The 22,545-nt window shown below is 69.4% G+C and carries 40 protein-coding genes; 25 read left to right on the top strand and 15 right to left on the bottom strand.

Translation table 11 applies throughout. From position 1 onward, the window contains the following. The 13 genes from ACFV2X_RS38510 to ACFV2X_RS38450 form a co-directional block, all read right to left on the bottom strand. Nucleotides 1-565 (bottom strand): DUF2637 domain-containing protein (locus ACFV2X_RS38510; RefSeq protein WP_385625848.1); only part of this gene is annotated, 565 nt, incomplete at its 3' end. Between the two features lie 20 nt (nt 566-585). Next, on the bottom strand, nt 586-1,194 hold the full coding sequence (locus tag ACFV2X_RS38505) for a hypothetical protein (RefSeq protein ID WP_385625846.1): 609 nt from the start codon (nt 1,192-1,194) through the stop codon (nt 586-588). A gap of 20 nt (nt 1,195-1,214) precedes the next feature. Then, complete coding sequence (locus tag ACFV2X_RS38500; protein ID WP_385625845.1) at nt 1,215-1,595, bottom strand: ATPase; 381 nt, start codon at nt 1,593-1,595, stop codon at nt 1,215-1,217. A gap of 17 nt (nt 1,596-1,612) precedes the next feature. Continuing rightward, nucleotides 1,613-1,783 (bottom strand): hypothetical protein, encoded by a 171-nt coding sequence (locus ACFV2X_RS38495; RefSeq protein WP_385625843.1) that lies wholly within the window; start codon nt 1,781-1,783, stop codon nt 1,613-1,615. Between the two features lie 59 nt (nt 1,784-1,842). After that, a complete protein-coding gene (locus tag ACFV2X_RS38490; RefSeq protein ID WP_385625841.1) occupies nt 1,843-2,322 on the bottom strand; it encodes an NUDIX domain-containing protein in 480 nt (159 codons plus the stop codon). 30 nt (nt 2,323-2,352) lie between these two features. After that, nucleotides 2,353-2,658 carry a hypothetical protein gene (locus tag ACFV2X_RS38485; protein ID WP_385625839.1) on the bottom strand — a complete coding sequence of 102 codons (306 nt, stop codon included), beginning with the start codon at nt 2,656-2,658 and terminating at the stop codon, nt 2,353-2,355. Nucleotides 2,659-2,759: 101 nt separating this feature from the next. Continuing rightward, nucleotides 2,760-3,065 (bottom strand): hypothetical protein, encoded by a 306-nt coding sequence (locus ACFV2X_RS38480; protein WP_385625838.1) that lies wholly within the window; start codon nt 3,063-3,065, stop codon nt 2,760-2,762. 142 nt (nt 3,066-3,207) lie between these two features. Beyond that, on the bottom strand, nt 3,208-3,444 hold the full coding sequence (locus ACFV2X_RS38475; protein WP_385625836.1) for a hypothetical protein: 237 nt from the start codon (nt 3,442-3,444) through the stop codon (nt 3,208-3,210). A gap of 21 nt (nt 3,445-3,465) precedes the next feature. Further along, nucleotides 3,466-3,867: a hypothetical protein gene (locus ACFV2X_RS38470; protein WP_385625834.1), complete on the bottom strand. Its 402-nt coding sequence runs from the start codon at nt 3,865-3,867 to the stop codon at nt 3,466-3,468. A gap of 85 nt (nt 3,868-3,952) precedes the next feature. Beyond that, on the bottom strand, nt 3,953-4,096 hold the full coding sequence (locus tag ACFV2X_RS38465; protein WP_385625832.1) for a hypothetical protein: 144 nt from the start codon (nt 4,094-4,096) through the stop codon (nt 3,953-3,955). Further along, on the bottom strand, nt 4,096-4,389 hold the full coding sequence (locus ACFV2X_RS38460; protein ID WP_385625831.1) for a hypothetical protein: 294 nt from the start codon (nt 4,387-4,389) through the stop codon (nt 4,096-4,098). The genes ACFV2X_RS38465 and ACFV2X_RS38460 overlap by 1 nt, the downstream gene beginning before the upstream one ends. Beyond that, complete coding sequence (locus tag ACFV2X_RS38455; RefSeq protein WP_385625829.1) at nt 4,389-4,565, bottom strand: hypothetical protein; 177 nt, start codon at nt 4,563-4,565, stop codon at nt 4,389-4,391. The genes ACFV2X_RS38460 and ACFV2X_RS38455 overlap by 1 nt, the downstream gene beginning before the upstream one ends. Beyond that, nucleotides 4,565-4,975 carry a hypothetical protein gene (locus ACFV2X_RS38450; RefSeq protein WP_385625828.1) on the bottom strand — a complete coding sequence of 137 codons (411 nt, stop codon included), beginning with the start codon at nt 4,973-4,975 and terminating at the stop codon, nt 4,565-4,567. The genes ACFV2X_RS38455 and ACFV2X_RS38450 overlap by 1 nt, the downstream gene beginning before the upstream one ends. Nucleotides 4,976-5,170: 195 nt before the next feature. On the opposite strand from ACFV2X_RS38450, the gene ACFV2X_RS38445 reads away from it, so the two are divergent. The 5 genes from ACFV2X_RS38445 (at nt 5,171) to ACFV2X_RS38425 (ending at nt 9,582) form a co-directional block, all read left to right on the top strand. Beyond that, nucleotides 5,171-5,986 carry a GntR family transcriptional regulator gene (locus ACFV2X_RS38445; RefSeq protein ID WP_385625826.1) on the top strand — a complete coding sequence of 272 codons (816 nt, stop codon included), beginning with the start codon at nt 5,171-5,173 and terminating at the stop codon, nt 5,984-5,986. A gap of 196 nt (nt 5,987-6,182) precedes the next feature. Continuing rightward, on the top strand, nt 6,183-6,467 hold the full coding sequence (locus tag ACFV2X_RS38440; protein WP_385625824.1) for a hypothetical protein: 285 nt from the start codon (nt 6,183-6,185) through the stop codon (nt 6,465-6,467). A gap of 262 nt (nt 6,468-6,729) precedes the next feature. After that, on the top strand, nt 6,730-7,863 hold the full coding sequence (locus ACFV2X_RS38435) for a hypothetical protein (RefSeq protein WP_385625822.1): 1,134 nt from the start codon (nt 6,730-6,732) through the stop codon (nt 7,861-7,863). Nucleotides 7,864-7,939: 76 nt separating this feature from the next. After that, nucleotides 7,940-9,313 carry a replicative DNA helicase gene (gene dnaB / locus ACFV2X_RS38430; RefSeq protein ID WP_385625849.1) on the top strand — a complete coding sequence of 458 codons (1,374 nt, stop codon included), beginning with the start codon at nt 7,940-7,942 and terminating at the stop codon, nt 9,311-9,313. Nucleotides 9,314-9,363: 50 nt separating this feature from the next. Further along, the gene (locus ACFV2X_RS38425) at nt 9,364-9,582 is read left to right on the top strand and encodes a hypothetical protein (protein WP_385625821.1); all 219 of its coding nucleotides are present in this window, start codon (nt 9,364-9,366) and stop codon (nt 9,580-9,582) included. A 79-nt stretch (nt 9,583-9,661) separates the two neighbouring features. Here the strand turns inward: ACFV2X_RS38425 and ACFV2X_RS38420 are convergent, their stop codons facing one another. Continuing rightward, entirely contained in the window at nt 9,662-9,826 is a 165-nt protein-coding gene (locus ACFV2X_RS38420; protein WP_385625819.1) for a hypothetical protein, read from the bottom strand. Between the two features lie 96 nt (nt 9,827-9,922). Here ACFV2X_RS38420 and ACFV2X_RS38415 point away from each other — a divergent pair, with 96 nt between their 5' ends. The 20 genes from ACFV2X_RS38415 (at nt 9,923) to ACFV2X_RS38320 (ending at nt 21,962) form a co-directional block, all read left to right on the top strand. Beyond that, nucleotides 9,923-10,168, top strand: coding sequence for a hypothetical protein (locus tag ACFV2X_RS38415; protein ID WP_385625818.1), 246 nt, complete (start codon nt 9,923-9,925; stop codon nt 10,166-10,168). Nucleotides 10,169-10,196: 28 nt separating this feature from the next. Continuing rightward, entirely contained in the window at nt 10,197-10,454 is a 258-nt protein-coding gene (locus ACFV2X_RS38410; protein ID WP_385625817.1) for a hypothetical protein, read from the top strand. A gap of 95 nt (nt 10,455-10,549) precedes the next feature. Continuing rightward, nucleotides 10,550-11,824 carry an exonuclease domain-containing protein gene (locus ACFV2X_RS38405; protein WP_385625816.1) on the top strand — a complete coding sequence of 425 codons (1,275 nt, stop codon included), beginning with the start codon at nt 10,550-10,552 and terminating at the stop codon, nt 11,822-11,824. Between the two features lie 217 nt (nt 11,825-12,041). Next, nucleotides 12,042-12,686 (top strand): hypothetical protein, encoded by a 645-nt coding sequence (locus tag ACFV2X_RS38400; RefSeq protein ID WP_385625814.1) that lies wholly within the window; start codon nt 12,042-12,044, stop codon nt 12,684-12,686. 508 nt (nt 12,687-13,194) lie between these two features. Continuing rightward, nucleotides 13,195-13,482, top strand: a complete 288-nt coding sequence (locus ACFV2X_RS38395; protein ID WP_385625812.1) for a hypothetical protein — start codon at nt 13,195-13,197, stop codon at nt 13,480-13,482. Between the two features lie 174 nt (nt 13,483-13,656). Beyond that, nucleotides 13,657-13,995, top strand: a complete 339-nt coding sequence (locus tag ACFV2X_RS38390) for a hypothetical protein (protein ID WP_385625811.1) — start codon at nt 13,657-13,659, stop codon at nt 13,993-13,995. A gap of 92 nt (nt 13,996-14,087) precedes the next feature. Beyond that, nucleotides 14,088-14,270, top strand: a complete 183-nt coding sequence (locus ACFV2X_RS38385; protein WP_385625810.1) for a hypothetical protein — start codon at nt 14,088-14,090, stop codon at nt 14,268-14,270. Between the two features lie 12 nt (nt 14,271-14,282). Then, the gene (locus ACFV2X_RS38380) at nt 14,283-14,969 is read left to right on the top strand and encodes a hypothetical protein (RefSeq protein WP_385625809.1); all 687 of its coding nucleotides are present in this window, start codon (nt 14,283-14,285) and stop codon (nt 14,967-14,969) included. A 96-nt stretch (nt 14,970-15,065) separates the two neighbouring features. Further along, the gene (locus ACFV2X_RS38375) at nt 15,066-15,962 is read left to right on the top strand and encodes a hypothetical protein (RefSeq protein ID WP_385625807.1); all 897 of its coding nucleotides are present in this window, start codon (nt 15,066-15,068) and stop codon (nt 15,960-15,962) included. A 3-nt stretch (nt 15,963-15,965) separates the two neighbouring features. Next, the gene (locus ACFV2X_RS38370) at nt 15,966-16,316 is read left to right on the top strand and encodes a hypothetical protein (protein ID WP_385625806.1); all 351 of its coding nucleotides are present in this window, start codon (nt 15,966-15,968) and stop codon (nt 16,314-16,316) included. Then, nucleotides 16,313-16,765, top strand: coding sequence for a hypothetical protein (locus ACFV2X_RS38365; protein WP_385625805.1), 453 nt, complete (start codon nt 16,313-16,315; stop codon nt 16,763-16,765). Before ACFV2X_RS38370 ends, ACFV2X_RS38365 begins: the two co-directional genes overlap by 4 nt. Then, nucleotides 16,762-17,340 carry a hypothetical protein gene (locus tag ACFV2X_RS38360; protein WP_385625803.1) on the top strand — a complete coding sequence of 193 codons (579 nt, stop codon included), beginning with the start codon at nt 16,762-16,764 and terminating at the stop codon, nt 17,338-17,340. Before ACFV2X_RS38365 ends, ACFV2X_RS38360 begins: the two co-directional genes overlap by 4 nt. After that, entirely contained in the window at nt 17,337-17,867 is a 531-nt protein-coding gene (locus ACFV2X_RS38355; RefSeq protein WP_385625802.1) for a hypothetical protein, read from the top strand. The genes ACFV2X_RS38360 and ACFV2X_RS38355 overlap by 4 nt, the downstream gene beginning before the upstream one ends. Before the next feature lies 1 nt (nt 17,868). Next, on the top strand, nt 17,869-18,693 hold the full coding sequence (locus tag ACFV2X_RS38350; RefSeq protein ID WP_385625800.1) for a hypothetical protein: 825 nt from the start codon (nt 17,869-17,871) through the stop codon (nt 18,691-18,693). Continuing rightward, nucleotides 18,690-19,121, top strand: a complete 432-nt coding sequence (locus tag ACFV2X_RS38345) for a hypothetical protein (protein ID WP_385625799.1) — start codon at nt 18,690-18,692, stop codon at nt 19,119-19,121. Before ACFV2X_RS38350 ends, ACFV2X_RS38345 begins: the two co-directional genes overlap by 4 nt. Before the next feature lie 144 nt (nt 19,122-19,265). Continuing rightward, complete coding sequence (locus ACFV2X_RS38340; RefSeq protein ID WP_385625798.1) at nt 19,266-19,658, top strand: hypothetical protein; 393 nt, start codon at nt 19,266-19,268, stop codon at nt 19,656-19,658. 495 nt (nt 19,659-20,153) lie between these two features. Next, on the top strand, nt 20,154-20,462 hold the full coding sequence (locus tag ACFV2X_RS38335) for a hypothetical protein (RefSeq protein WP_385625797.1): 309 nt from the start codon (nt 20,154-20,156) through the stop codon (nt 20,460-20,462). Nucleotides 20,463-20,551: 89 nt separating this feature from the next. Next, nucleotides 20,552-20,797: a hypothetical protein gene (locus tag ACFV2X_RS38330; protein ID WP_385625795.1), complete on the top strand. Its 246-nt coding sequence runs from the start codon at nt 20,552-20,554 to the stop codon at nt 20,795-20,797. Nucleotides 20,798-20,950: 153 nt separating this feature from the next. Next, nucleotides 20,951-21,628, top strand: coding sequence for a hypothetical protein (locus tag ACFV2X_RS38325; protein WP_385625794.1), 678 nt, complete (start codon nt 20,951-20,953; stop codon nt 21,626-21,628). A gap of 43 nt (nt 21,629-21,671) precedes the next feature. Continuing rightward, a complete protein-coding gene (locus ACFV2X_RS38320) occupies nt 21,672-21,962 on the top strand; it encodes a hypothetical protein (RefSeq protein ID WP_385625792.1) in 291 nt (96 codons plus the stop codon). A gap of 78 nt (nt 21,963-22,040) precedes the next feature. Here the strand turns inward: ACFV2X_RS38320 and ACFV2X_RS38315 are convergent, their stop codons facing one another. Next, on the bottom strand, nt 22,041-22,517 hold the full coding sequence (locus ACFV2X_RS38315; RefSeq protein WP_385625791.1) for an excalibur calcium-binding domain-containing protein: 477 nt from the start codon (nt 22,515-22,517) through the stop codon (nt 22,041-22,043). Between the last annotated feature and the right edge of the window lie 28 nt (nt 22,518-22,545).

Here is a 22,545-nt window from a genome sequence, read left to right as displayed (position 1 = left end):
CGGGGAGGGTCTGGGCGACGCGGCCGAGGCGGCGCAGGGTCTCGCGGTGGGCGTAGCGGTGGAACATCTCGAACGCGAGCTCGGCGATGACGGGGGCGGCGGCGAGGATGACGGACCCGACGATGCCCCAGCCTTCGAGTTGGCCGTGCTGCCAGTTCACCCAGGAGCTGGTGGAGATCATGGCGAGCATGGCGAGGCGGGGTGCGAGGCCGCTGTCGGTGGTGACGGCGTATCGCTGGGAGAGGAGGGCGAAGAAGAGGGCGGCGACGTCGAACATGCCGCAGCCGAGGATGGCGATGGGGCGGGGGGCTTGGAGTTGCTGGGTGAGGAGGGTGTAGATGGACCAGGTGCCGACGGCGAGGGCGGCGGTCATGACGAGGAAGAGGACGATGCGGATGGCCCAGTCGGCGGGGGTCATGCCGCGGATCAGTCGGTCGAAGAGGGGGTTGGGGAGGTCGGATTCGGTGGCCGGCGGGGTGTGGGGGGTGGCCCCGGCCGTGGGCAGGGTCCACGACTCCCCGAGGCGGGGGATGCGGGTCGGCTCCGGGGCCGGGGTGCTGGTCACGGGGATCGGTCCTTTCGCGGTCAGCGGGCGGTGTGAGTGCCGTTGGGGAGGTCTGCGAGGGTGGCGATGGTGTCGCCGGTGAGGTGCCCGTGTTGGGTGAGCGCGTCGGCGACGCGGGTGACGGCGGCCCAGTGCTTGTCGAGGGCGGTGTCGGCGAGGTCGTGGAGGACGCGGTAGTCGACCTCACGGTCTCCGTAGCCGACGTGCGGGTTGATGGCGAGGAACTGACGCCGGTCGCCGTGGGCACCAACCTCGTTGGCGACGGCCCGCTCTGGGGTCCACAGGGCCGCTTCGCGGAGCCACCGGTCAACTGCGCGCTCTCCCGCGGCGGTGAAGACGGCGTAGGCGTGGCCGTCGTTGAGGTTGCAGCAGTCGGTGACGCCGCCCTCCTCGGTGGTGGCGGTTCCCTTGACGATCTGCGCGTAGTGGAGGTGGCCTCGGCCAATGAGGGCGCCGATGGCGTGGCCAGCTTCGTGGATGGCGCGCACGTAGTCGAGCTGGGCCGGGGGGAGGCCGTAGCAGTCGTCGCTGCTGCCGTCGGCGTCCGGCGCGTAGTAGCGGGTGGGGTACGGCTCGCCGTTGATGTCCATGGTGGTGTGCCATGTGGTGGTCGGAGCGGCGGCAGTCACGGGTCGTGGCCTTCCTGTGGTCAGCGCTGGATGATGGGCTTGGTCAGGTCGCGGTGCTTGAGGTCGACGGTCAGTCCGCGGCGGCGGAGTCGGCGTGCGAGGCAGTGGGCGACGGTGGCGGAGCGGTGCCGGCCGCCGACGCATCCGACGGCAATGGTGAGCGGCCCGCTGCTGGGGCCTTGGCGGTAGGCGAGGGCTTGGTGGACGGTGGCGGTGAGGAGGGGCCGGATGCCGGGGGTGTTGAGGACGGCGCGGCGTACGGGCTTGTCGTGGGCGGTGAGGCCGCGGAGCTGGGGGTTGATGTGGGGGTCGCGGAAGTGGTGGCGGAGGTCGAGGGTGAGGTGGGCCTGGGGTGGGGCGTCGTGGCCGTAGCCGAAGGATTCGATGGTGATGTCGGGCACCGGGATGTCCTTTCGGGTCAGGCTGCGAGGTCAGGGGTGGTGTCGTGCTGCTGAGTGGGGGCCCAGATGTCGATGCCGGGGATGGCGAGGTCGGGGTGGATGGCGGCGAGGTTCTGTTGGGTTTCGAAGTCGGCTGCGCCCCAGGTGGTGAGGTCGGTGGGGGTGGAGCCGGTGTGCTGCGGGATCATGGCGGTCTCCTGTCGGGTGCGGTGCGGGCGGTTGGGGTGGGTGTAGCTGGTCAGGGTGTTCAGCTCGTGGCCACGGCGACGTGGAGGATTTCGTCGTGGTCGAAGGCCAGCTGCGGCAGATCGTTCAGGGGCCACCAGCGAGCAGTTCGGGCGTCGTCCCCGGCTGCGATCGGGGTGTCGGCGGGGACGACGGCGAGGTAGGCGACGGTGACGTACCTGCCGCGCGGGTCGCGGTCGGGGCGGTCAAAAGCTGCGACCTGGATCAGGTGGGCGGGATTCACGTACACGCGGACTTCCTCGCCCAGCTCGCGGGCCCCTGCCTGGCGGGTCGTCTCACCCGTATCTGCGTGACCGCCAGGCAGAGCCCACGCCCCCTCGAACGGCGGCCAGTCGCGCTCAATGAGCAGGACGTGGCTGTAGGGGGTGCGGCGCAGGATGCGGCGGAGAAGGCCGCGTAGGCCCCGGTAGCGAGTGACGACGACAACATCGGCGGTGAGACGGACGGTCTCGGTCTCGGTTTCGATGGCGGTGTCGGTCATGTCGGCTCCTGTTCGGTGCGGGCGGGGTGGTCAGGCGGTGGCGCCGTGCTTGCTGTGGTCGGTGGCGAGCGCCTGGAGGCGATCGAGCTCGTCCCGGCTGGTTCCGGAGGCTCGGATGGAGACCGGGCAGCCCTTGGCCGGGCAGGTGTAGAGGGTGGTCCGCATGCTCCTGCTGATCTGCTCGGCGAGGGCGAGACCGGACGACAGGGTGAAGGCGACTGCGGCGACGATGGTGGTGAGGCTGACGCCGTGGTCGGCGAGCTGGTCGCCGAGGCCGTAGGCGAGGGCGCCGCTGAGGACGACGATCACGGACTCGGCGAGGGTGGTCTTCTTCATGGGGTCCTTCCTGTGGTCGGTGCGGTGGTTGGGCTGGCGGTTCTCCTCACCGCCGGTACGGGACCGGCGGATCGGACAGCGCGTCAGTCCGTGTCCAGGGGTCAGACCATCTGCGCGTACTCGTCGAGCAGGTCCCAGGCGCTAGCCAGGTGCTGCTCCGCCTTGGCAAGAAGCACCTGCTGCTCGTTTCCGGTGCTGGTGCGGGCGTCGGCGAGGTAGGTGGCGGCGGCGTCCACGTCGTCGGTGTCCATGCGGACGAGATCGAGCGCCGCACTGACGGCGTACAGCTGGTCGATGAACTCGCCGATCTCGGTGGCGGGCGCCTCGTCCTTGTCGGCGACGAAGGCGACGGGCTTGGCGTAGCGGTCGATGATTTGCTCAAGGGTGATGGTCTGGGTGGTCGTCATGCGGTTCCTCCTGGGTGTCGGGCGGGGTGGTCTGGTCGGTCTCGGCGCCCACCAGTTGGGGGTTGGCTGGTGGGCTTCGGGGCCGACCGGGCCGGGTGGTGGGGCCCGCCTGTCGGCTCAGCGGGCCCCACCCGGTGGGTGGTCAGGTGGTGCGGCGCTTCTCAGCGATCTGGTCCATCCCGGAGCGCCAGGCCGCAGTACCGGGCGGGCTGCCCGGGTCGACCATGGAGATCTCCGCGTCAAGCAGCAGACGGGCGGCTGCGAGATGGGCATGGGCTCGGGTCAACCAGATCGGAACCCTGTCGTCGTTGCAGTAGTTGTCTGCCTTCTCGAGCAGTGCCTCGGCCTTCTCGAAGTGCTCGGCGGCGGTCATGGCCATCGGGATGGTGGTCCTTCCTGGTCAGTGGCCGTCGATGACGGCGGTGGTCTCGGAGATGAGGTCGTGGGGTGCGAACTGGTCGTCGTAGTGGGCGTATTGGGTGGTGAGCTCCCGGGCTTGGTCCTGCCGGTCGGCGGGGAGGTCGCGGAGCGCGGGGTTCTGGGCGGGGTCGCCGAGCCGGGCGATCAGCGCCGCGATGGCGGTGACGATGTTCGGCCCGTTCCCGGCGAGCACGGCCAAGGTGGTCTGGGTGGAGTCGAGGCTGTGCGCGGTGAGTGCCAGGTAGCGGAGGCCGTCCACGAGTTGGTCGGTGCCGGATCCGAATCCGGCGAGGTCTTCGAGGAGCCCGTCGAGTTCGTCGTCGAGCGGCGGGACCGCGGTGTCGACGGCGGGGGTCTGGGCGCCGGGCCGGGCGGTGATCACAGGGAGCCTCCGGGGACCCGGTGCGGGAGCTCGGGGTGGGGCTTCGGCTCCTCCGGCTCAGCCGGTCGAGGGCGGTCGTGCTCCATCAGCCCTGCCCTCCGTCCCGCATCGCCTCGGCCTGCTGGCGGGCGCGCTCTGCGTCCTCGGCAGCCCGGCGGGCGTCCTCGATGCGCTGCTGGGCCAGGGCGTCAGCGGCCTGCTGGTCCTCCTCGGCGGTGAAGATCCTCATCACGCGTCCCCGTCCGTGTCGCCGAGGTCGATGGACGCGAAGTGCGCCTCGAGGTCGGCCAGGGCGTCGGGGTGCAGCTGCTGGGCCGCGTCCCGCTCGTCCTGGGCGTAGGCGTTGAGGGAGGCGACCGTGTCGGTCAGCGCCTCGAGGTCGCGGCTGTTCAGCAGCACGTCGCCGACGAGCCGGCCGTTGGCGGCCCGAATGGTGACGCGGGCCGCGGTCTCACCGTCCTCGGGGCTGAGGTTGACGAGCTGGTGGTACAGCTCGAGAGCGCGGATCTCCTCGTTCGTCATCACGACACCTCCCCGCGCATCACAGCCATCAGGAAGTCGTCCAGGACGATCGGGGCGACGTCGGGCCGGGTGGAGTCGTGGAGCTCAAGGTGCCCGCTGCTCGCCGCGGTGTCGCTGATGAGGCGGCCGTCCGGGTTGAACATGTCGATGCGGACCGGCTTGCCGTTGGTGCCCATCACGCGACACCCCCAGGCAGCACGCTCAGGGCCGGGCGGGCCGGCGCGGTGTCGGCGGTACGGAAGTGCTCACCGGCCGGGCGCACCGCGGACACTGTGTCGCAGAACGCGGCCAGCAGCGCGACCGCCATGTCCTCGGTGACCGGCAGAACCCCGGCGGTCTCGCCGGTGACCCGGTCCCGAACCACGACGTCCAGGGCGAGGCCGCCGGCGGTGCGCTGGTCGAGGAGGGCGACGAGGCGGATGAACGCCTCGGTCACCGTGGCAGGCAGCTGGCCGGCCGGGACGTTCGGCTTCGCAGCGTCCGCCGCGCGGGCCCGGCGCAGGAACTCGTCCGGCTGGGATGCGGTGGCAGTGAGCCGAAGCTCACCCCTGGTGGTCACGGACAGTGCCCGTGTGCGATCCTTCATGGCGGACCGCTCCTTCCTGTTAGCCCAGGTCGGCGATTGGTCCATGAAGCGGCCTCCGGTGTGGCGACACTGGGGGCCGTTCGTCGTGCTCGGACCAACGTGATTGACTAGACTCAATCATGGTTTGGGGCAGACCTACTTGTCAAGCAGCTAGCCCAAAAGTAATAATGGAGCCACACAGACAGGAGGAAACGGATGCCGAACGGCGCCGCACCGAACTCCCGCGAGCTAGCGCAGCTCGTCCGGGAGCGCATCGAAGGGGGTGAATTCCCCCCAGAGCCGGACGGGACCCCTGGGATCCTGCCGCCCATCACTCAGCTGATGGAGCAGTACGGCGTAGCCAGGCAGACGGTCCGCAGCGCGATCGCCCACCTGGCAGCGGAGGGGCTGGTCAGAACGGCAGGCCGGAAGGGCACCTTCGTCTTGACCCGTACCGAGCGCAGGCGCATCAAGCGAAGCCAGATCGTCACCCGCAGTACTGCGGGCATGTACGTCTTCCCAGCAGCCAGCTATGCGGACGAGCCCTGGCAGACACACGGGACACCGCATGCGTCGTTCGAGGCTGCCCCGGCGATCGTCGCCGAGCACTTCGGAGTGGACGAAGAGGCAGAGGTCCTTCGGCGCCGACGCGTGATGTCGCCCGAGGGTGAACCGCCATTTCAGATCGTCGACACGTGGCTGTCACCGCAGGCCGTTGCTGACGCTCCTCGCGTAGCGGAGAAGTCAACCGGCCCAGGCGGCTACCTCGACCGGCTGGAGGAGGCCGGCCATGGGCCGATCTCCTGGCAGGAGGTCACCAGGGTTCGCATGCCGTCACCGGAAGAGGCTCGGCTGCTGGAGATCCCGACTTCCATGCCAGTTATGGAACTGATCCTGGTGGGGCGCTCGGGGCGAGACAATCAGCCCGTCGAGGTGACGATCAGGGTCATCCCGGGTGACCGCGTAGAGCTGGTCGCCGACCTGATCCGTGATGAGTCCGCAGCATGGCCGCGGGACGAGGGGAGGAGGTAGAACCTGATCGTTCTCGCGTCCCGGCTCTCGGGTCTGGATGCGCGAACGGCCGGCACGGGGTGGTAGCCCGACCGGCCGTTCTGACCACCGGCGACTCGCAGCGATTCGCCAGCAGTGTGAACCCCTCTGGAGAAAGGTTCGTAATGAGCCTAGCGCTACTTTCTTTGGGCGAAAGTAGTTGGGGTGCGATGCCCCGATGACCAGCAAAAACAGCATCCCCGAATACGTCACCTTCACGACCGCTGCCGAGCTGCTGGTCCGCGAGGGCTTGGCCAGCAGCATGACCCCGCAGGGGCTGCGTTACATCGGGCGAAGGGCCAACTGGCCCTTCGGAGAAGGCAAAGGCCGCGAGCCCTACCTGATCGCTGGCCGGACCCGATTGATGCGCACCGAGCGCCTGATCGCCTACTTCCAGGAGCACCCGCCGACCGGCCGCGGTCCAGATCGAGGACCGCGCAAGCGGCGAGGGGGCGCACGGTGAGTCGCTTATTGGGCTACGCGGAGGTACGTGGTAGTCCCGGGAACGCAGAACGGCCGGCGGGTGGTCAGACCCGATCCGGCCGTCCAAGCACTACAGCGAGTCCGACCTCGCTGCTGAAGGCGACCAACATCCAGGAAGGCGGCGCTTCACACGTGAGGCTACAGGCACAAGGGCGTGCCCGACACTGCACCCCCGCACGACCCGCTGTGATCACCACCACGGCGGACGACAACCCGCTCACAGCGACGCGCGGAAGCGCCTGGTGAGCGGCCGTGGCGGCTACGAGCCGCCCGAAGAGGAGATGCGAGGAGCGCCTGTCGTTCCTGGCTTCGAGTTGCCGGACAGCGTCACCTTGGCCCGAGGCGTCGTGCAGGCGGATGGACTCCAGCCTGAGGATGTAGGTGTTCTGGGCTTCCTCAAGCTGCGTGACCCGCGCAGGCCCGCGACGAAGGAAGAACTCGCCCGGGAGATGCAGGCCCTGGGCTGGAAGATGGGGAAGACCCGGTTCGATGGGATCTTCCAGCGGCTGAAAGCCACGGGACACATCAAGCACGCGGCGGGCTACAACCCGGAGACCGGGCGGCCTGAGTGGCGCATCGAGTTCTACCTGAACCCTGCCAACAACGACCAGTACGTCAAGTCGGGCATTGCAGCGTTCCCACAGGTCAACACCGAAACCCCGGAAACCGGGGATACGCAGCACGCACGGCCGTTCGAAACCCCGGAAACCGGCGTTTCGCCAGGTCAGAAGGAAAGTCGGGATTCCAGGGATCCGGGAGGGAAACCCCGGAAACCAGCGTTTCCCTCCGAGCCCGTTCCCGCAGGTCACAACCGAAACGCGGAAAACCCGGTTTCCGCTCTGTCCCCCCCACACCCCCCGGAGGGAGGAGGAACTCCTCCCCCCAACCCCCCAAAAACGGGAAGGGCAGGCAAGTGGGCCGCCGCGTGCGCGCTGCACCCCGAGGACTACGTGCCGACCATGGCCGAGGTGCGTGCGGCGAATGACTTCCTGCAAGACCTGCCCGGTCGCTGGCAGTGCGGACCCGACGTAGCCCGGGACCTAGCTCCGCTGCTCGCCTCGAGAGCGCACACCCAGGGCCACGAGCTGGACGACTTCTTCGCCCTCGAGCTGACCTACGACGACCCGAAGAATCCGGCCCGGATGCCCGTCAGGACCCTCCCTGGGCGCATCCGTGACCTGAAGCGCCGCCGCACCCAGGAAGATCCCACCCCAGACACCACAGGGGCCTCTGGTCGCCTCGCGCCATGGTGCGGCGAGTGCAATCGAGGCGAGATGCCCGTCACCGCCGCGCAGCGCATGGTCGAACTGACCAACGGCCGTGACGTCCCCTGCGAGAAATGCCACCCGAAGTTCACGCGCCGCGCGACCAACTGACTACACAAACGCCGCGGCGGCCGGTGGATGCCTCCCCAGGCCCGGCCGCCGCACAGACTCCCGAAGGAGCACTCCCCTGAGTATTCCGCAGCAGGTCGACACCGGCCAGGAGCAGGAAGCCCGCCACTTCGACCGCACTCCCCCGCACAACCCCGAAGCCGAACAGTCCGTCCTCGGCGGCATGCTCCAGTCGAAGGACGCCATCGAGGAAGTGGCCGTCGAAGTACAACTCAAGACCCGGGACTTCTACCGCCCCGCCCACGAGACGATCTACCGGACGATCCTGGACCTGCACGCCAAGGGCGATCCGGCCGACCCCATCACCGTGGCCGACGAGCTGTCCAAGCGCGGGGAGATCGCCCGCGTCGGCGGCCCCGTCTATCTGCACACGCTGGTACAGCAGACCCCCACCGCGGCGAACGCCGGGTGGTACGCGGAGATCGTCAAGAAGAAGGCGGTCAAACGACGCCTCGTAGAAGCTGGGACCCGCATCGTCCAGCTCGGCTACGACGACGAGGACGCCAAGGACTCCGTCGACGCGGCCGGCGCCGCGCTATTCCAGGTCGCCGACGAAGAGGCCAGCGCCGACTACGCGCCCCTCGGCGAAACCCTCGAGGAGGAGATCGACTACCTCGAGGAATTGTCCCGGCGCGAGGGCGGGCTCGCGGGGCTGCCCACCGGATTCACCGACCTGGACTTGCTCACGAACGGGTTCCAGCCGGACCAGTTCATCATCGTCGCCGCGAGACCGGCGGTCGGGAAGTCGACGCTAGCGCTGGACGTGGTGCGCGCCTGCACGATCGACCACAACATCCCGGCCGCGTTCTTCTCCCTCGAGATGGGTCGGCGAGAGATCCACCACCGACTGTGGTCTGCCACCGCGAAGATCGCACTGCACCACATTCGCAGCGGCCAGATGACCGATGACGACTGGTCGCGCCTGAGCCGGTACATGCCGCGCATCAAGGAAGCCCCGCTGTACCTGGACGCCTCCCCGAACCTGACGCTGATGGACATCCGCAGCAAGGCCCGGCGCCTGGTGCAGAAGCATGACGTACGGCTGATCGTCATCGACTACATCCAGCTCATGCAGACCGGCACCCGCGCAGGCGAGTCCCGGCAGCAAGACGTCTCGGACATCTCCCGCAGCCTCAAGCTCCTGTCCAAGGAACTGAAGGTGCCGGTCATCGGGCTGTCCCAGTTGAACCGAGGGCCTGAGCAGCGCACGGACAAGAAACCGATGGTCTCCGACCTGCGCGAGTCCGGTTCGCTCGAACAGGACGCCGACATGGTGATCCTGCTGCACCGCGAGGACGCCTACGAGAAAGAGTCGCCTCGAGCCGGCGAAGCTGATCTGATCGTGGCGAAGCACCGGAACGGACCGACTGCGACGATCACAGTTGCCGCGCAACTGCACTACAGCCGGTTCGTGGACATGGCCCAGACTTGATGAATTCGCTGACCACGATGGAGAACCACATGACGACTACCGTGCGCCGAATGGGTACCTGCACCGAGCCCGCCACCGTCCTGATCGAGGCTCGCAGCCAGATCGACGGCGGCCTCGCCTACGGCGCCCTGGAGACCCGGGTGTACGCGTGCGACGAGCACGCCCGTACGGCGCGCACCGAGTGGGTGCGGCCGCCGCTGACGCCGTTCACAGCGATCGCCGAGCCGGTGGCCAGCCACCAGTGCGGGGACGCCGTAGACGCGCACTGACGCAGACCGGCCGACGCGCCCCCATCCGTCTGGGCGGGGGCGTTGAGGTGCGGGCAGTGTCACGTAGCCCGGAGAACGCCTACTCGGCCGGTGTCCACGGCGGGTCAGGGGTGGTGTTCGTGACCCCACAGTTCCAGCAGTCCCATTCGTCGGGGACCCGATACAACTGCGTCCAGAACCCTGCCGGCTTGCCCCAGATGATGTTCTCCATGTCGCAGTTCCCGCAGATGAACTCGAAGTTCACGACCCGTCCCTCCCCGAGAACGTTCGGTCACCACCTCGTCATGGCAGTAGAGCGTGTCTGCGTGCTCTACGGATAGATGGCGTGGAGAATCAGCGCATGGCGGCTCAGCAGGGTTCGGATCATCCGCGCTGGTGCACGCGCGACTACTGCACGGCCGACTCGCCAAACGGCGAGCACGCGTCGGTGTGTATCGAGCTGACCAAGGATCTGGACGCCCGTGTGGCCCAGTATCCCGCCGCCTCCGAGCCACACCTGGTGCTCATGTACGACGCGGGCTACGAGACATCGGTGCCGTGGTCGGCTGTTGGTGAGCTGGTTCGACTGGTCAAGGCCGCGAACTAAATCGACGGGCGGATAGCCTGGCCGGCCGATGGCCGACAACGGAGACCCGGTGACTCAGTACTGCGTGAAGGTCCAGTTCGAAGCCGGCGGTCCGGCTGTCACGGGCTGGTGGAGTGTCGAGGCGACCGCGCGGCGCTGCTACCGGGACTGGATCGGGGTGTACGGGAGCGACCCGGCCGTGGTCATCCGTCTCGTTGAGGAGACCGCCGGCGGGCAGCGGGTGCTCGAGACGTGGCCTGCGCGCGACGGCGAGCCAGCTCCAGAGCATCCGGCGCCAGCTACCTGACCCGCCTGGCCGGTTCCCTCGCGGTGCGCACCATGACCGCGTTGTCGGTGGCCGCCGGTACGGTCCCATCATCAGCCCGGTTTGAGGAGGTATGCGTGACCACCGATGCCAGCCCGCTGCCCGTGTACCAGCGCGATCAGGCACCCGAACATCTGCGCACTGTCACGCAGCTGAAGACGGACCGGCTGAAGCTCGCCGACGGGCAGCAGCCCGTCGCCTACCTGAAGGTCCTGATGCGCGGCGCGGGGTGGCAGGAGGTGCCGCTGTACGAGTCGGCCGCCGCGGTGAAGATGCGGCCTCTGTCAGCGAAGCAGCAGCAGGCGGTGCGGGCACGCAGGACCTGCCCGGAGTGTGGGGAGGTCCGCAAGTACGTGGTGCACGTGCGGTGCGAGGAGTGCCGGGAGAAGGCCGAGCAGGCGTATCGGGATCTGTACGAGCGGACATGTAGGTTCTGCCGCCGGGTGTCCGCTGCCGAATTGCCCTTCAGTGCGCCCCGGTCCCGGGCCTGCGAGATGTGCCGGGTGTGGCACCTCATCAAGCAGCACGTGAAGCAGGAGCGGGTCGCGGCGTGGGCGCGGACCTGCCCCGGCGAGGGATGCGAGGTTCAGACCGCCACCGATGAGGAAGTGGCCGCCGCCCGGAAGACGCACCCGTACCGGCCGTGGTCGCCGCGGTGGTGCCCGCCCTGTGAGGAGCGGGCGGCGGTCGAGCGCGCCGAGCGGGAGCAGCGGCAGCGGGAAGCCGAGCAGGAGGCGGCCGAGGCCCGGGAGCGGGAAGTCCGCGGCCTCGAGGCGTGGGCGGCTGCCGCGCTCGACGACCCGCGGGTCGTCATCCTGGACACAGAGACAACGGGCCTGGACGACGACGCCCGCATCGTCGACATCGCCGTCACCACTGTGGACGGCCGACCCCTGGTCAACACGCTGATCAACCCCGGGGTGCCGATCCCGTACGAAGCGACCAGCGTTCACGGCATCACCAACCAACTGGCGGCCAGGGCGCCCGCATTCGGGGACGTCCTGCCCGCCTTGGCGGCGGCCCTCGAGGGGAAACGCTGCCTGATCTACAACAAGGCGTACGACGTCGCCCGCCTCCGGTACGAGCTCACCCTCCACTACGCGGCCGTAGGACACGACTACCCGGCGCAGGCCGTGGCCGACTGGCTCGACCGCGTTGAATTCGAGGACGTGATGGTGCCGTACTCGACTTGGGTGGGTGAATGGTCGGGGTACTGGGGCGGGTACGCCTGGCAGCCCCTGGGTGGTTCTCACCGGGCCCTGGGGGACTGCCGTGCAGTCGCGGACTGCTTGAGGGCCATGGCGGGCGTGGAGGCACTGCCTGAGGAGCTGGCGGGCCACTCGTCTCGGTGAACCTGGGCGCCGGCGGGCCTCGGCCCGGCCGGAGGCCGGGTAGCGTCGGCGCCGGAGACTGGTCTCCACTCCCTCACGTGCCCCCGCCACCTCCACGGCCCGCGGCCCGCAGCCCGCGGCCCGCGAAAGGACCTTCATGGGGCGCCACGAAGACGCCGCGATCGATTGGCCACAGCGGCTGTACTCTCGCGCCAGGTGACTCGGGGAGGGGCTAAGCGTGGAGAACATCAGACGCGAGAAGGCGTTGCAGCGAGCACAGGCGCGGATACGTGGGGACGAGAAGCTGGTACTTCTGTTTGGCTTCGACCAGCTGTTGGTGGTGGCCGGCAGCCAGACGGTTCCACGTCCCGGGGGTGCGGCCGCTCTCACTCGTCTTCGGATCCTGCTGGCGCAGGAAGACGGATCCCACACCTATACATCGCTCGGGCATTCCACTGTTTTGGGTGCGCAGCTGCAGACGAAGTTCCTGGGGCCCTCTGTCCTCACCATCAACGCCGGCCCGATGGGCATCTTGGCGCTCGTCGGTGCGCGACGCGACATGAAGCAGCTCGCCGACGGGATCAACCTGTTCGTCGGGCGGCCGGACGCCGAGCAGCCGGTGAGCCGTCTGGTGCCTCCTCCTTCCACTGATGCACTGTGCTGTTCGGAGTGTGGCGTTCGGCAGCAAGACACCTGGAATCCGACGCCGGACTACTGCCACGGGTGCCTGCGCACCTTCGAGTGGCCAGATCGTCAGCGCAACCTGGTGGCGGAGTTCCGGGCCTATCTCGATGCGGGCGCGAAGCGCAGTGAGCTTCCGGCACACCTGTGGGAGTGGACCAAGAAGGAGAACCCGGACTTTGCCCGGAAACTAAGGGGCTGACGGCGCCCGCCCCTCTTCAATTGAGTCTTGCTCGTCCCCCGGTGGCTGCATGGGCAGGGATGGCGTTCCCCGGTAGAGGCTGGCGGGGCCGGAGAAATCGCGGGACGTCACGGCTGGGGCCCGCCCTGCCGCAGCAGGACGGGCCGCTCGTTCAGCGCTTCTTCGTCTGCTTCACCTGCGGCTTCGACCACTCGCCCTGGTGCTTCTTGCACCGGGAGTAGCCGACCATCGCCTTGTTCCGACACCGCGTCTTCTTGGTGGTCATGGCGCCGCACCTGGTCTGGTAGCCCATCAGTCACCCCCTCCCGCGTCTCGGTCGTGAGCCTGCTCGGCCTTTCTCATCGTCTGCGCGAAGGCGTACGGCCGCCTGGGGTCCGGGCGCCGGCGTCTGGTTCTGGCGGCTGGGTGACCGGTTCCGGGCCGGGGCGACACCCCCTCATATCTTTCATTGCACGCGCAGTGAATTACGGATAGAGTGGAGCCACACCAAACGACCCGAGGGGGACCAGTGGCCGACATCCAGACCGCCCACCAGCAGGTACAGCAGCCCGTCGGGCCGGTCGTGTGGATCCTCCAGCGCGGCGAGATGCACGAAGGCGGCGAGATCATCGGCGTCTTCCTCGATCGGGAACTCGGTCGCGGCCAGTTCGTCACCGCAGCCCAGCGCATTCACCAGTCCTTCGGCATCGACGACATCCGCGAGGACGAGGACGGCGCCTTCCGCCTGGAGGGTGGCTGCGACTGGCTGAGCCTGGAGCCGCACAAGGTCACCACGGCTCTCGAACTCGAGGCCTGACCTCCCCTGATCCGGCCGCCCCGCACCGACCCCCGCGGGCGGGGCGGCCACCCCTCGCACCAAGCGGGGGCAAGACCCGGCCTCTGCCGGGCAACGCTGAAAGCCCTTCCGCCGGCCCACCACGGCCGGGGCCCGCCCAATCTCGCCGCACCACCAACCCGTGAGGAGCCCGTCATGGCCGCTGTCCTGTTCCGTCACCGTTCGATCACCGGTCTCGTTCACGACCCCATCACCCAGGTCCCCGACGACACGTGGGGCGACGTCACCGGCACCATCACCAGCCGCCGCACCTACGGCAAGGGGGCAGGTCTGCGTATGGTCCTCGCCGTCACCGACGACCGCGGCGCCACCGTCATCGCCACCCTTGATGCCGACAGGTTGCGGCACATTCCCGACTTCCTGACCGCCCGTGATGCGCGCGTTCAGGTGCGTGGTCTCGTCCGCCGTCTCGACGGCATGCCGCTCACCATCACCGCCGCCGGAATCGCACCTGCCGACGCTCTCGCAGTTTGATCCCCAGCCCCGTCAGGCGGATGCAGCCGGTTCGAATCCGGCGCGGGGCGCTCCAGACCCGCCGCACCACCCGACACCGAAGGGACACCCCCATGGACGACCCCGTCCGCGCCGCCGGACAGATCGTGGCCATCGAGCAGGCTCGGGCCTACGTCGAGCGCACCAAGCAGCCCATCGACCTGACCAACGCCGGGCAGCTCGCCGGCCACCTCATGGAAGCCGAGGTGCTGCTGGCGGAGATTGTCACGGCGTTCAGCGAGCCCGCCGACGCCTGAGAGGACCCCACCATGCCCACCACCATGGCCCCGTCCAGCTACGACATCGCCAGCATCCTCCACACCGCCCACAGCGAGCTGTACCGCCGCGGCTGGACTCAGGGCCGGCCTTGCAACATCCAGGGCCACATTCACGCCCTGTCCGCGATCGGCCTCGGCGTCGTGGGCTATCACTACGACCCCCGGCACATCCTTACCAACCAGAACCAGGCCCGGTACGACGCCGCCATCACCCACGTCACGAAGCACCTCGGCCTCGGCGACCCGGACGACCCCGAGACGTTCATCGCCTGGCACGACGCGGGCGAGCGCACCCAGTACGACGTCCTCGACGCCCTGAACGACACCGCCCGTGGTCTCGAGGGATACGCCCCCGACCGGGTCTTCACCCCCACCGCCGCCGACATGGTGTCGGTGCACCACGGCATTGCCCTGGCCGACTACGGCGAGGACAGCTCCTGCATCGCGCTCGGCCACATCGACCCCGCGCTCATGGTCGACGCGTCCGCGGCGTTCATCAGCCACCTGAACGGCGAGCCCTTCTACGACGAGTTCCGCAAGCCGGCCGAGCTGCAGTACCGGGTCCGGCGGGACTGGGCCGTGTACTGGCGCGACGAGCAGGGCCACCAGCGGTTCGACCTCGGCCACAGCCAGACCACCCCGGGTGCCGTGCCCGTGACGATCCTCCCCGGAGACTGACGACCGCCGCTCCCCGCCCCTGCCCGCCCACCGAGCGGGGGCAACACCCCGCGCCCGCCGAGGCAGCCTGAAACCCGCCCCACCGAAAGGACCACCATGGCCACGCCCGACTTCGCGCACTACGCCATCCAGCACCCCGACGGCCGCTGGCTCTACCACCTCCCTGGCGACACCCAGTGGGGCCAGCCGCAGCGCACCGGCGTGTACGCCGACGGACAGCCCATGACCCAGCTCACCAAAGACTCCCCGTGGTGGGTCACCGACCATCAGGCCCAGCGGATCACCGCCACCTACCAGCCCAATCCCAAGACCACCGGCTACACCCTGAAGGACCCCGACACTGCGTCGGTGCGTTACCCGGCCCGGCTCACCGTGGACGAGTGGAAGGCCCGCCGTGAGGACGCCACCGACGACGAGCACGAGCGCCTGTGGTCCCTGTACCAGTCCGTGGTCGAGCCGCAGGACGAGTACGAAGAGGAGATCGAGGGCTCGTGGGTCCCGCTGGAGGGCAGCGAGCCGCGCGACTCCGATTCCCTGCCGTGGATCGTTGAGATCGCGTACGGCATCACCCAGCGCCCGGAGTACGCGCACTGCTTCCCCGGATACATCGACGGCCTCCGCGACCACCTGCACAAGCTGATCAAGCACAGGCACGGGGTGCGGCACTGCTTCGACGGCTACCAAGGACAGCCGGGCCTGCACGTCACCCTTGAGGTGCCGTTCGACAAGCCCGTCACCCGCTGGCAGGCCCGTATCGGACGGAACGGGCAGAAGCTGAAGTCCGGCCGCGATGTGCCCGTCACCGTCGACCGCAGGCTGGTCCTGCCCGTCCCGCCCCGCGTCCACGGCCCGAACTACGCGACTGCGCAGGCCGAGTGGGAGCAGCAGGTCGAGTTCTGGCTGGGCATCGTCGAGGAGGCGTCCGTGAAGGCGTGCAACGCGTGTGGCGGTACCGGGCACGTCCCGGACGGCGCCGAGAAGTACGGGGCGTGACCGATGCCTGACCGGACCGCACGGCACCCCCTGATCGAACGGATCGACTTGGCGCTGCGCACCACACCGTCCACTGGAAACACCCACACACCCGGCCAGGAGAAGTTCGACCACCACCCGCGCCCCGGGGAGAAGGGCCATCGATACACGTACACGTGCGCCCTGTGCCGGAGCGACACCGAAGCCCTCGCCAAGGCCCTCGTCACCGTCTTCACGGACGAGCTGAAAGCCGACTGGTCCCGCTACCGCGGCCGCGTCCTCGCGGAGGTGTGGGAGGCCCTGCGCGACGCCGAGAGCGGCCCGCTCATCGACGGCATGGGGGTCGTCAACAAGCTCCTGGAGGAGACCCAGTGACCACGCAGGACGACCAGTTCGACAGGGCGCAGCGGCGCGGCGACTTCTGGAAGCGCATGGCCGAACGAGCGGAAGTCGACCGCGACCGGGCCGACAAGGCCCTCGCCCAAGCCGAGGCACGGGCCAACGCCCTCGAAGCCACCCTCACCCGGGTCAGGCAGATGACCGACGCGTGGGAGCAGCGACTCCCGCAGACCATCGCCACCGCGACCGCGGTCGACGCACTGCGCACCGCACTGGAACGCGCCGACAATGCACCAGCGCTCGACCACCGCCAGCAGCTCGACCGGGCCGTGGCCCACCTCCGGTCCATCCCCGTCACGTGCACCGCCCTGACGGGCCCGATCTGGTACGGGCAGGGCTGGAACGGAGCCATCAACGAGTTGGAGGAGTACGCCGACCGAGTCGACGGCAGAGTCCCGTCCGCGTCCAAGGAGACTGGCGAGTGACCGGCCCGGACGACCCGAACTGGCGGTGGGAGTTCCGATGCGAGGACTTCGTGTACGCCCGCCTCGCCGAAGCCCAGGTCGCCGCCGAAGCTCTCCCGCCCGGCCCGGCCCGGGACGCCGAGCTGAATCGCGTCGACTCCCTCTACCTCATCGCCTCCCAGCACAACATCTGGGTCGACTCCCGGGGCCGATCCGCCGGGCGTTGCATCACCTGCAAACCGTCCGACGGCGGCGTCCCCTGCCTGACCATGACCGGCCTCGCCCGCCTCTGGCGCACCCACCCCGATTACCAGCCCGGCTGGAACCAAGCCGTCGACCAGCCGGAATCTTGCGGTGGCCACACCTACCGGGAGTACAAGAAGCGCTCCACGATCTACACCCGGCGCGAGGCCGAGCTGAACGCCTTCTACGACCGCTTCGACCTCGTCCAGGAGAACGGCGCCGAGTTCTGGCGCTGCCGGTCGTGCGGGACGGAGGGGGACCGGTGGACGGACCGCATCAGCATCGAGACCGCGGCCGCGATCGGCACCGCCGCCCACCGACACCCCACCTGCCCGGAGAGGACCAGCCCGTGACCGACTACCGCGAAGATCAGGTAACGCAAACCCTGGCCGACTACCTCGCCAAACGGGAAGCCGCCCGCGCCGACAGAGTCCGCGCCTTCCTCGACAGCCTCACCGACCGGGAGCGGATTCTGGTGAAGGACCTTGCCGTCCTCGGCTACACCCAAGGGCTCAAGCGCCCACGAGATGAAGGCTGCCCCAAGGATTCGCAGGTCGTGTCCCTGGTCGTCGAGGCCGGCGCGGCCATTCCCGCTTCACCAACAGCGCGGGAACGCGGCCTCATCCACGATGCCGCTGTGATGGGCTACGTCCAGGGCCTCATGCGTACGCCAGAGGACGGGGGCCTCGAGGAGTCGGCGGTCGTACACCTGGTGGTCGACGCCTGCTTCGCGTTCCCCGATCTGTACCCGGCCGTCGCCCTCCTCGAGCGCTGCCCCCGCTTCCCGGAAGGCTGCCCCAACCTGCGCGCCGTGCCGCCGAACCCGCCCGAGCACGACGGCGGAGTCCGCTGCGGCTGCGCCGACGACGAGGAGGTGTGACGTGCTGCGTTCCGTTCCGGCCCCTGCCGAGGAGCAGCGGCCGAAGCGGTCGTTCGCCGAGCTGGTGGCCGCCATCTACGAAGACCCCCGCGTCGGGCACGAGACCCGCGAACTCCTCCTCGCCGTCGCGTATGCCGTCGACCTCGCCAAGCGCGAGGACGGTGTCAGCCCCCTGAAGGTCGCCCGACGGAAGCTCGGCGTACACGCCGGGCGGGCACGCTACGACCGGCTCATCGCCAACGACGCACCTCGCTACGAACTCCCCTACCAGGCCCAGGAACGGTGCAACCTCGGCCCCGCCTGCGAAGCGCCGCGCCTGCGTCCCTACCGGCCCCGGCCGTACAAGCCGCGCACCCAGCCCGAACTGCCCGAGCCGACCCTCATCCGGAAGCCCCCGCCGCCGATCGTCTACGTGCCCGATGGCTACACACCGCCCCGGGACTGGCGCACCGAGGACGGCGTCTGCGGCGCCGGGAGCCACCACCGCGTCCTGGAGAAGGACCCGCGCACCGGATGGGTCACCGCGCACTGGTTCTGCAAGCGCCACAAGGAGCACGCCGAGCGCGTCGCCGAGCAGGTCCGCGCACAGAACGAAGCCGCACCCGAGCCCATCCCCAACGCGGGCGGCCTCCTGCCCTGCTACTTCAAGGCCGACTGGGAGAAGGTCTACCGGCACTACCGGGGCAAGTTCTGGGAGCCGCCGTCGTATGGGCTGTGCGCGGATGACTGGCCGGCGCCTGGCGAGACGCGGCCCCTGCCGTCCCGGGGCCGTCTGCGCATGGTCGTCGGCGGTGCCGACCTCGAGACGGAAGGGGAAGCCGAGTGACTGCCGAGCTGGACCGGGCCCGCCGGTACCTCAAGCCCGTGCCTCGCCTCGCCCTCCCCGGCGAGCCGGATGAGACGCACCTCGCTCTGTACGGCTGGGAAGAGCGGCTCGACGCGTGGGTCACCAGCAGCCCGGCCATCTGCGGCCGCTCCGCCGAGCAAGGTGACCTGCCCGTGGACGCGGAGGTCACCTGCGTGGGCTGTCTGCGCCGCCGGCCGGAGTACCAGGCCGTCCTCGACCGCGAGGACGACACACCGCCCATCGCCCACCGTGTGGCCGCTCGCCGCGACCCGCGGTACGCGGCCGTGCTCGAGACGATCCGCTGCTACGGCTGGCCCAGCGGGCAGCCCATGGTGCCCGGCACCGACGCCGACCTCCTGGCCACCCGCGTGATGTGCGCCGTCCGGGCCGCAGAGGCCGCCGGATGACCGACGAACCCGAGCTACCCGGTGTGGCCGAGTATGCCAACCGTCTCGAGACCGCCCACCACGCCAGCACCTGGCCCGGCATCGACGAGGCCGCCCCTGGGCCCGCCTACGATGAGCCAGCCCGTCACGAAAGGACCCCCGCCAGTGCGCCCCGAGACCTTCCAGAACTTCGTCGTCGACCTCGCCAAGAACGACCCCCGGGCCGGGAAGGCGGCGACTCTGGCGGAGGTCGGTGACAGCAAGCGCCCGTACGGCCTGGCCGTCGTCCTCGAGGGGCGTGAGGTGCGCTGGCAGATCAACGCCCGGTCTGCGGAACGCGACGACTTCGGCCAGCCCGAGAAGCCCGTCGAGGGCGACCCAATCAGCTTCGACGGTCCGTGGGCCGAGGGCCCCGAGGGTTGGCTCGCCCGACTGGTGGCCGGATCCGGGTCGAAGGAGATCGAGGAAATCGAGCAGTGGTCCCTGCGCGAGGAACCGAAGGACGGGCTGACCGTGAAGTGCCACAGCGGGGCCTGGCTGTACTTGCGCGCCCTGTAGCCCCTCGAACATCCGCGCGCCGTTGACGACCCCAGCCCCGGCGCGCAACGCTCACCAGACCAACCACCGCACCATCCTCGGGAGGCCCCGTGTCCAAGGACCAGGTCAACGGCTACCCCCTCCTCGACGAGGAGACTGTCACTGCCTCCGACGACACCGACGACGACCAGGGCCAAGACGATGGAGAGGGATGAGACCGGGCGCCGCTGGATCGCTGGCTACCTCCACACCCCCCAGGCCCAGACCGCGGTGAAGCCCCTCACCTGCCCCGACCACCCAGGCGTACAGCTGGTGCGGATCCTCGGCCGAGCCTGGACCTGCCCCAGATGCCTTCACGCCAGCCAGCAGCCTCCACCCGACACGGCTTGAGTGGCCCCGTGGCGCGCCTGTGGGCCCGCGTGACGCCCCAACCCCCCTGCGCCACACCAGATTCACGCCGATACGTCCGATAGGCGCTCTAACGCCCGTACAGCGCTGTGGCGCACGATCGAATGTATGGGGGCATCAGAGAACGAGCAGCAGCTGGACGACGGCGCCGCGGACGCGACATGCGACGAGTGCGGCCACACCGACGACACCGTCCGAGACCTCGGCCTGAAGCAGCCCATCGCGCTGTGCGACCCGTGCTTCGACGACCTGAAGGCCACGCGCACCCTCGCCGGGCCGCTCCCGCTCTCCCGCGTCCTCGGCGACGTCCTCACCGGAGCGGATCCGCTCGAGGCCGGCCGCCGCTCCGACACCTGGCGCCGCACCGCCCCCGACCCCGGTCCAACCGAGGAGCCGCGGGAAGACCAGTCGGCGTGAACCAACGGCTGGCAGACTGGCCACGTCGACACCACGGCCGACCGCTGCGCCGCCGCACACCCCAAAGACCCCTCTGACAGACTTGCAGAATGACCGACTCGACAGAACGTCGCGCCGCATCCGGAGAGCTGTGCACCTGCGGTCGCCAGGCCGTCGTCGTCTACAGCAACGCCGAGTTCGGCGAGGTCGGGTACTGCGGCATCGAAGGCAGCCAGTCCCGCCCCGTGCTCCCCTGCCCCTGGTGCGGGAGCGTGAAGCCCCACACCGCGCCGTGGGGAGACCCCGGCAAGTGCCCGAACTATCGACTCCTCCCACCGACTGGGCCGAGCGAGTAAATCAGACCCGGCCCCGCGCCAAGCCAAGCCAGCGCAGCCACGCCGAGAACCGGCGCGCCCGCAGGCCGAAGCCCTCGCGCGCGCCGAGCAGGCTAGCGGCTACCAGGACTGAGCCGGGGCAACGATCCCGCCGAACGGGCACACGATGGGGACATGGCCCCTTCCGAAACCCCGGCCCTTCCCAGCGTCGACTTCCTCGAGCGCGAGCTTGCCGTCGGCGACCGCGTCGCCTTCATCGCCACCAGCGACTCCCAGAACCCGAGTCTCGTCATCGGCCGCATCCTCGTCGTCCACGGCCATGAGTTGTGTATCGAGTCCGGGCACCTGGTCACCCGCCGCGGGAAGGCTTTGAAGGCGTGGGGGGACAAGCCCGACCGGTACAGACACGACGGGCTATACCGGCTCCCCGAGGACGACCACGGCCCGGATGCAGAGGTTGAGCAGCTTCGCAACGACCTGGATGAAGCCCGCTCGTGGGCCCGGCACGGCTACGAGATCGGACAGAAGCACTGCGGCTGGACCGACCACGGCGTAGCGCCCGGATGGCTCACCGACGGCTGGCCCAACGCCTTCGACTCCTGCGAGCACCTGAAGCAGGCATCCGAGCTCGACACCAAGCTGGCCGAAGCCCGCGCAGCCCTGGGCCGCGTCCTCGCACTGCCCGAACATCCCGAGTCCATGGACGCACAGAACCCGGAACCGCAGGGCTACCTGCACGGCTACAAGATGGCCATCCGGGAGGCGAAGCAAGCTGCCAAGGACACGCTGCCCCCTGACGCACACCACGAGCTGCGCATCACGGACTGGCCGGGCAAGAGGGAGCAGTCGTGAGCAGCATGGTCCGCTGTCGGCGGTCGCGGCCATCATGACGGACATGAACGAACCGGGCGCCCGCCTCGTCTTCCACCCCGACCAGTGGGGCCACCTCCTCGAGGCCGGCCAGCTGCCCGCGCTCCAGGACTGGCTGCGCGCGAACGGCATCGAGCCGGAGAACGTCGACCGCACGGAGCCCATCACCATCGAGCAGCGCGACGGGCAGCCCGTGATCCGGTGCACGGTCTTCCTGCTCACTGCGGACGGGCACAAGTACCGGGACCCGGTGACGGACGGGGCCGCGCGGGAGGAACGCACCGTGCCGCTGCTCGTCGAGCCGCCGGAGGCGTGAAGGACCTGAGCCGCAGCCCCCGGGGAACGACGAACGCCCCACCCATCGGGTGGGGCGTCGTGCTGTCGAGTCGGCCGGTCAGGTGTCGCAGCCGACACCATCCCCATCTCGGTCCAGGTGGGCCGCGTACCCCGGTTCGCCGCGGTGGATCGGCGCAGCCCCAGCTGCCCGAGCCTCGGAGCAGTTCGCGTAGTACACCGACCCGCCCCCGGTGCCTCCGCCGCCCGATGAGGAGTCGGAGGATTCGCGGGCTGCGGGCGCCTTGGCGGTCACCGTCACCTTCACGATCTTCGTCTTCGTCTTGGTGACCGTGACGGTCGGCGCCGGCTTCGGCTTCGCCGTCACCGTCTTGTACACGGTGACCGTCGGGCCAGGCTTCGGCGCGGCCGCCGCCTGCTTCGTGCCCTTCTCGGACGTCTTGGTGTCGCCGCTGGCCGCCCCCGCGCCGATACCGATGAAGAAGACCAGGCCGAGCGCGGGCAGCACGTACCGCTTCCGGGCCCACTTGGGTGCCGGTCTGCCGGGCGTAGGCGGCGTGTTGTACGGGTTGCTCATGATCCCCCCTGGGATTGTTCGGGCGGGA

The sequence above is a fragment of the Streptomyces sp. NPDC059679 genome (genome assembly GCF_042734105.1).
Classification (GTDB): domain Bacteria; phylum Actinomycetota; class Actinomycetes; order Streptomycetales; family Streptomycetaceae; genus Streptomyces.
The sequence above is the reverse complement of the archived record's forward strand: the minus strand, read 5'-3'. Positions and strand labels throughout refer to the sequence as shown.

What these genes read in the sequence shown, in the direction of transcription:
- ACFV2X_RS38385 (WP_385625810.1), top strand. Translation starts at nt 14,088, where the DNA reads ATGGACGACCCCGTCCGCGCCGCCGGACAGATCGTGGCCATCGAGCAG.
- ACFV2X_RS38375 (WP_385625807.1), top strand. Translation starts at nt 15,066, where the DNA reads ATGGCCACGCCCGACTTCGCGCACTACGCCATCCAGCACCCCGACGGC.
- ACFV2X_RS38330 (WP_385625795.1), top strand. Translation starts at nt 20,552, where the DNA reads ATGACCGACTCGACAGAACGTCGCGCCGCATCCGGAGAGCTGTGCACC.
- ACFV2X_RS38315 (WP_385625791.1), bottom strand. Translation starts at nt 22,517, where the DNA reads ATGAGCAACCCGTACAACACGCCGCCTACGCCCGGCAGACCGGCACCC.
- ACFV2X_RS38445 (WP_385625826.1), top strand. Translation starts at nt 5,171, where the DNA reads ATGCCGAACGGCGCCGCACCGAACTCCCGCGAGCTAGCGCAGCTCGTC.
- ACFV2X_RS38440 (WP_385625824.1), top strand. Translation starts at nt 6,183, where the DNA reads ATGACCAGCAAAAACAGCATCCCCGAATACGTCACCTTCACGACCGCT.
- ACFV2X_RS38485 (WP_385625839.1), bottom strand. Translation starts at nt 2,658, where the DNA reads ATGAAGAAGACCACCCTCGCCGAGTCCGTGATCGTCGTCCTCAGCGGC.
- ACFV2X_RS38415 (WP_385625818.1), top strand. Translation starts at nt 9,923, where the DNA reads ATGGCGGCTCAGCAGGGTTCGGATCATCCGCGCTGGTGCACGCGCGAC.
- ACFV2X_RS38390 (WP_385625811.1), top strand. Translation starts at nt 13,657, where the DNA reads ATGGCCGCTGTCCTGTTCCGTCACCGTTCGATCACCGGTCTCGTTCAC.
- ACFV2X_RS38380 (WP_385625809.1), top strand. Translation starts at nt 14,283, where the DNA reads ATGCCCACCACCATGGCCCCGTCCAGCTACGACATCGCCAGCATCCTC.
- ACFV2X_RS38490 (WP_385625841.1), bottom strand. Translation starts at nt 2,322, where the DNA reads ATGACCGACACCGCCATCGAAACCGAGACCGAGACCGTCCGTCTCACC.
- ACFV2X_RS38455 (WP_385625829.1), bottom strand. Translation starts at nt 4,565, where the DNA reads ATGGGCACCAACGGCAAGCCGGTCCGCATCGACATGTTCAACCCGGAC.
- ACFV2X_RS38480 (WP_385625838.1), bottom strand. Translation starts at nt 3,065, where the DNA reads ATGACGACCACCCAGACCATCACCCTTGAGCAAATCATCGACCGCTAC.
- ACFV2X_RS38410 (WP_385625817.1), top strand. Translation starts at nt 10,197, where the DNA reads ATGGCCGACAACGGAGACCCGGTGACTCAGTACTGCGTGAAGGTCCAG.
- ACFV2X_RS38425 (WP_385625821.1), top strand. Translation starts at nt 9,364, where the DNA reads ATGGGTACCTGCACCGAGCCCGCCACCGTCCTGATCGAGGCTCGCAGC.
- ACFV2X_RS38495 (WP_385625843.1), bottom strand. Translation starts at nt 1,783, where the DNA reads ATGATCCCGCAGCACACCGGCTCCACCCCCACCGACCTCACCACCTGG.
- ACFV2X_RS38460 (WP_385625831.1), bottom strand. Translation starts at nt 4,389, where the DNA reads ATGACGAACGAGGAGATCCGCGCTCTCGAGCTGTACCACCAGCTCGTC.
- ACFV2X_RS38370 (WP_385625806.1), top strand. Translation starts at nt 15,966, where the DNA reads ATGCCTGACCGGACCGCACGGCACCCCCTGATCGAACGGATCGACTTG.
- ACFV2X_RS38465 (WP_385625832.1), bottom strand. Translation starts at nt 4,096, where the DNA reads ATGAGGATCTTCACCGCCGAGGAGGACCAGCAGGCCGCTGACGCCCTG.
- ACFV2X_RS38325 (WP_385625794.1), top strand. Translation starts at nt 20,951, where the DNA reads ATGGCCCCTTCCGAAACCCCGGCCCTTCCCAGCGTCGACTTCCTCGAG.
- ACFV2X_RS38320 (WP_385625792.1), top strand. Translation starts at nt 21,672, where the DNA reads ATGAACGAACCGGGCGCCCGCCTCGTCTTCCACCCCGACCAGTGGGGC.
- ACFV2X_RS38450 (WP_385625828.1), bottom strand. Translation starts at nt 4,975, where the DNA reads ATGAAGGATCGCACACGGGCACTGTCCGTGACCACCAGGGGTGAGCTT.
- ACFV2X_RS38335 (WP_385625797.1), top strand. Translation starts at nt 20,154, where the DNA reads ATGGGGGCATCAGAGAACGAGCAGCAGCTGGACGACGGCGCCGCGGAC.
- ACFV2X_RS38475 (WP_385625836.1), bottom strand. Translation starts at nt 3,444, where the DNA reads ATGGCCATGACCGCCGCCGAGCACTTCGAGAAGGCCGAGGCACTGCTC.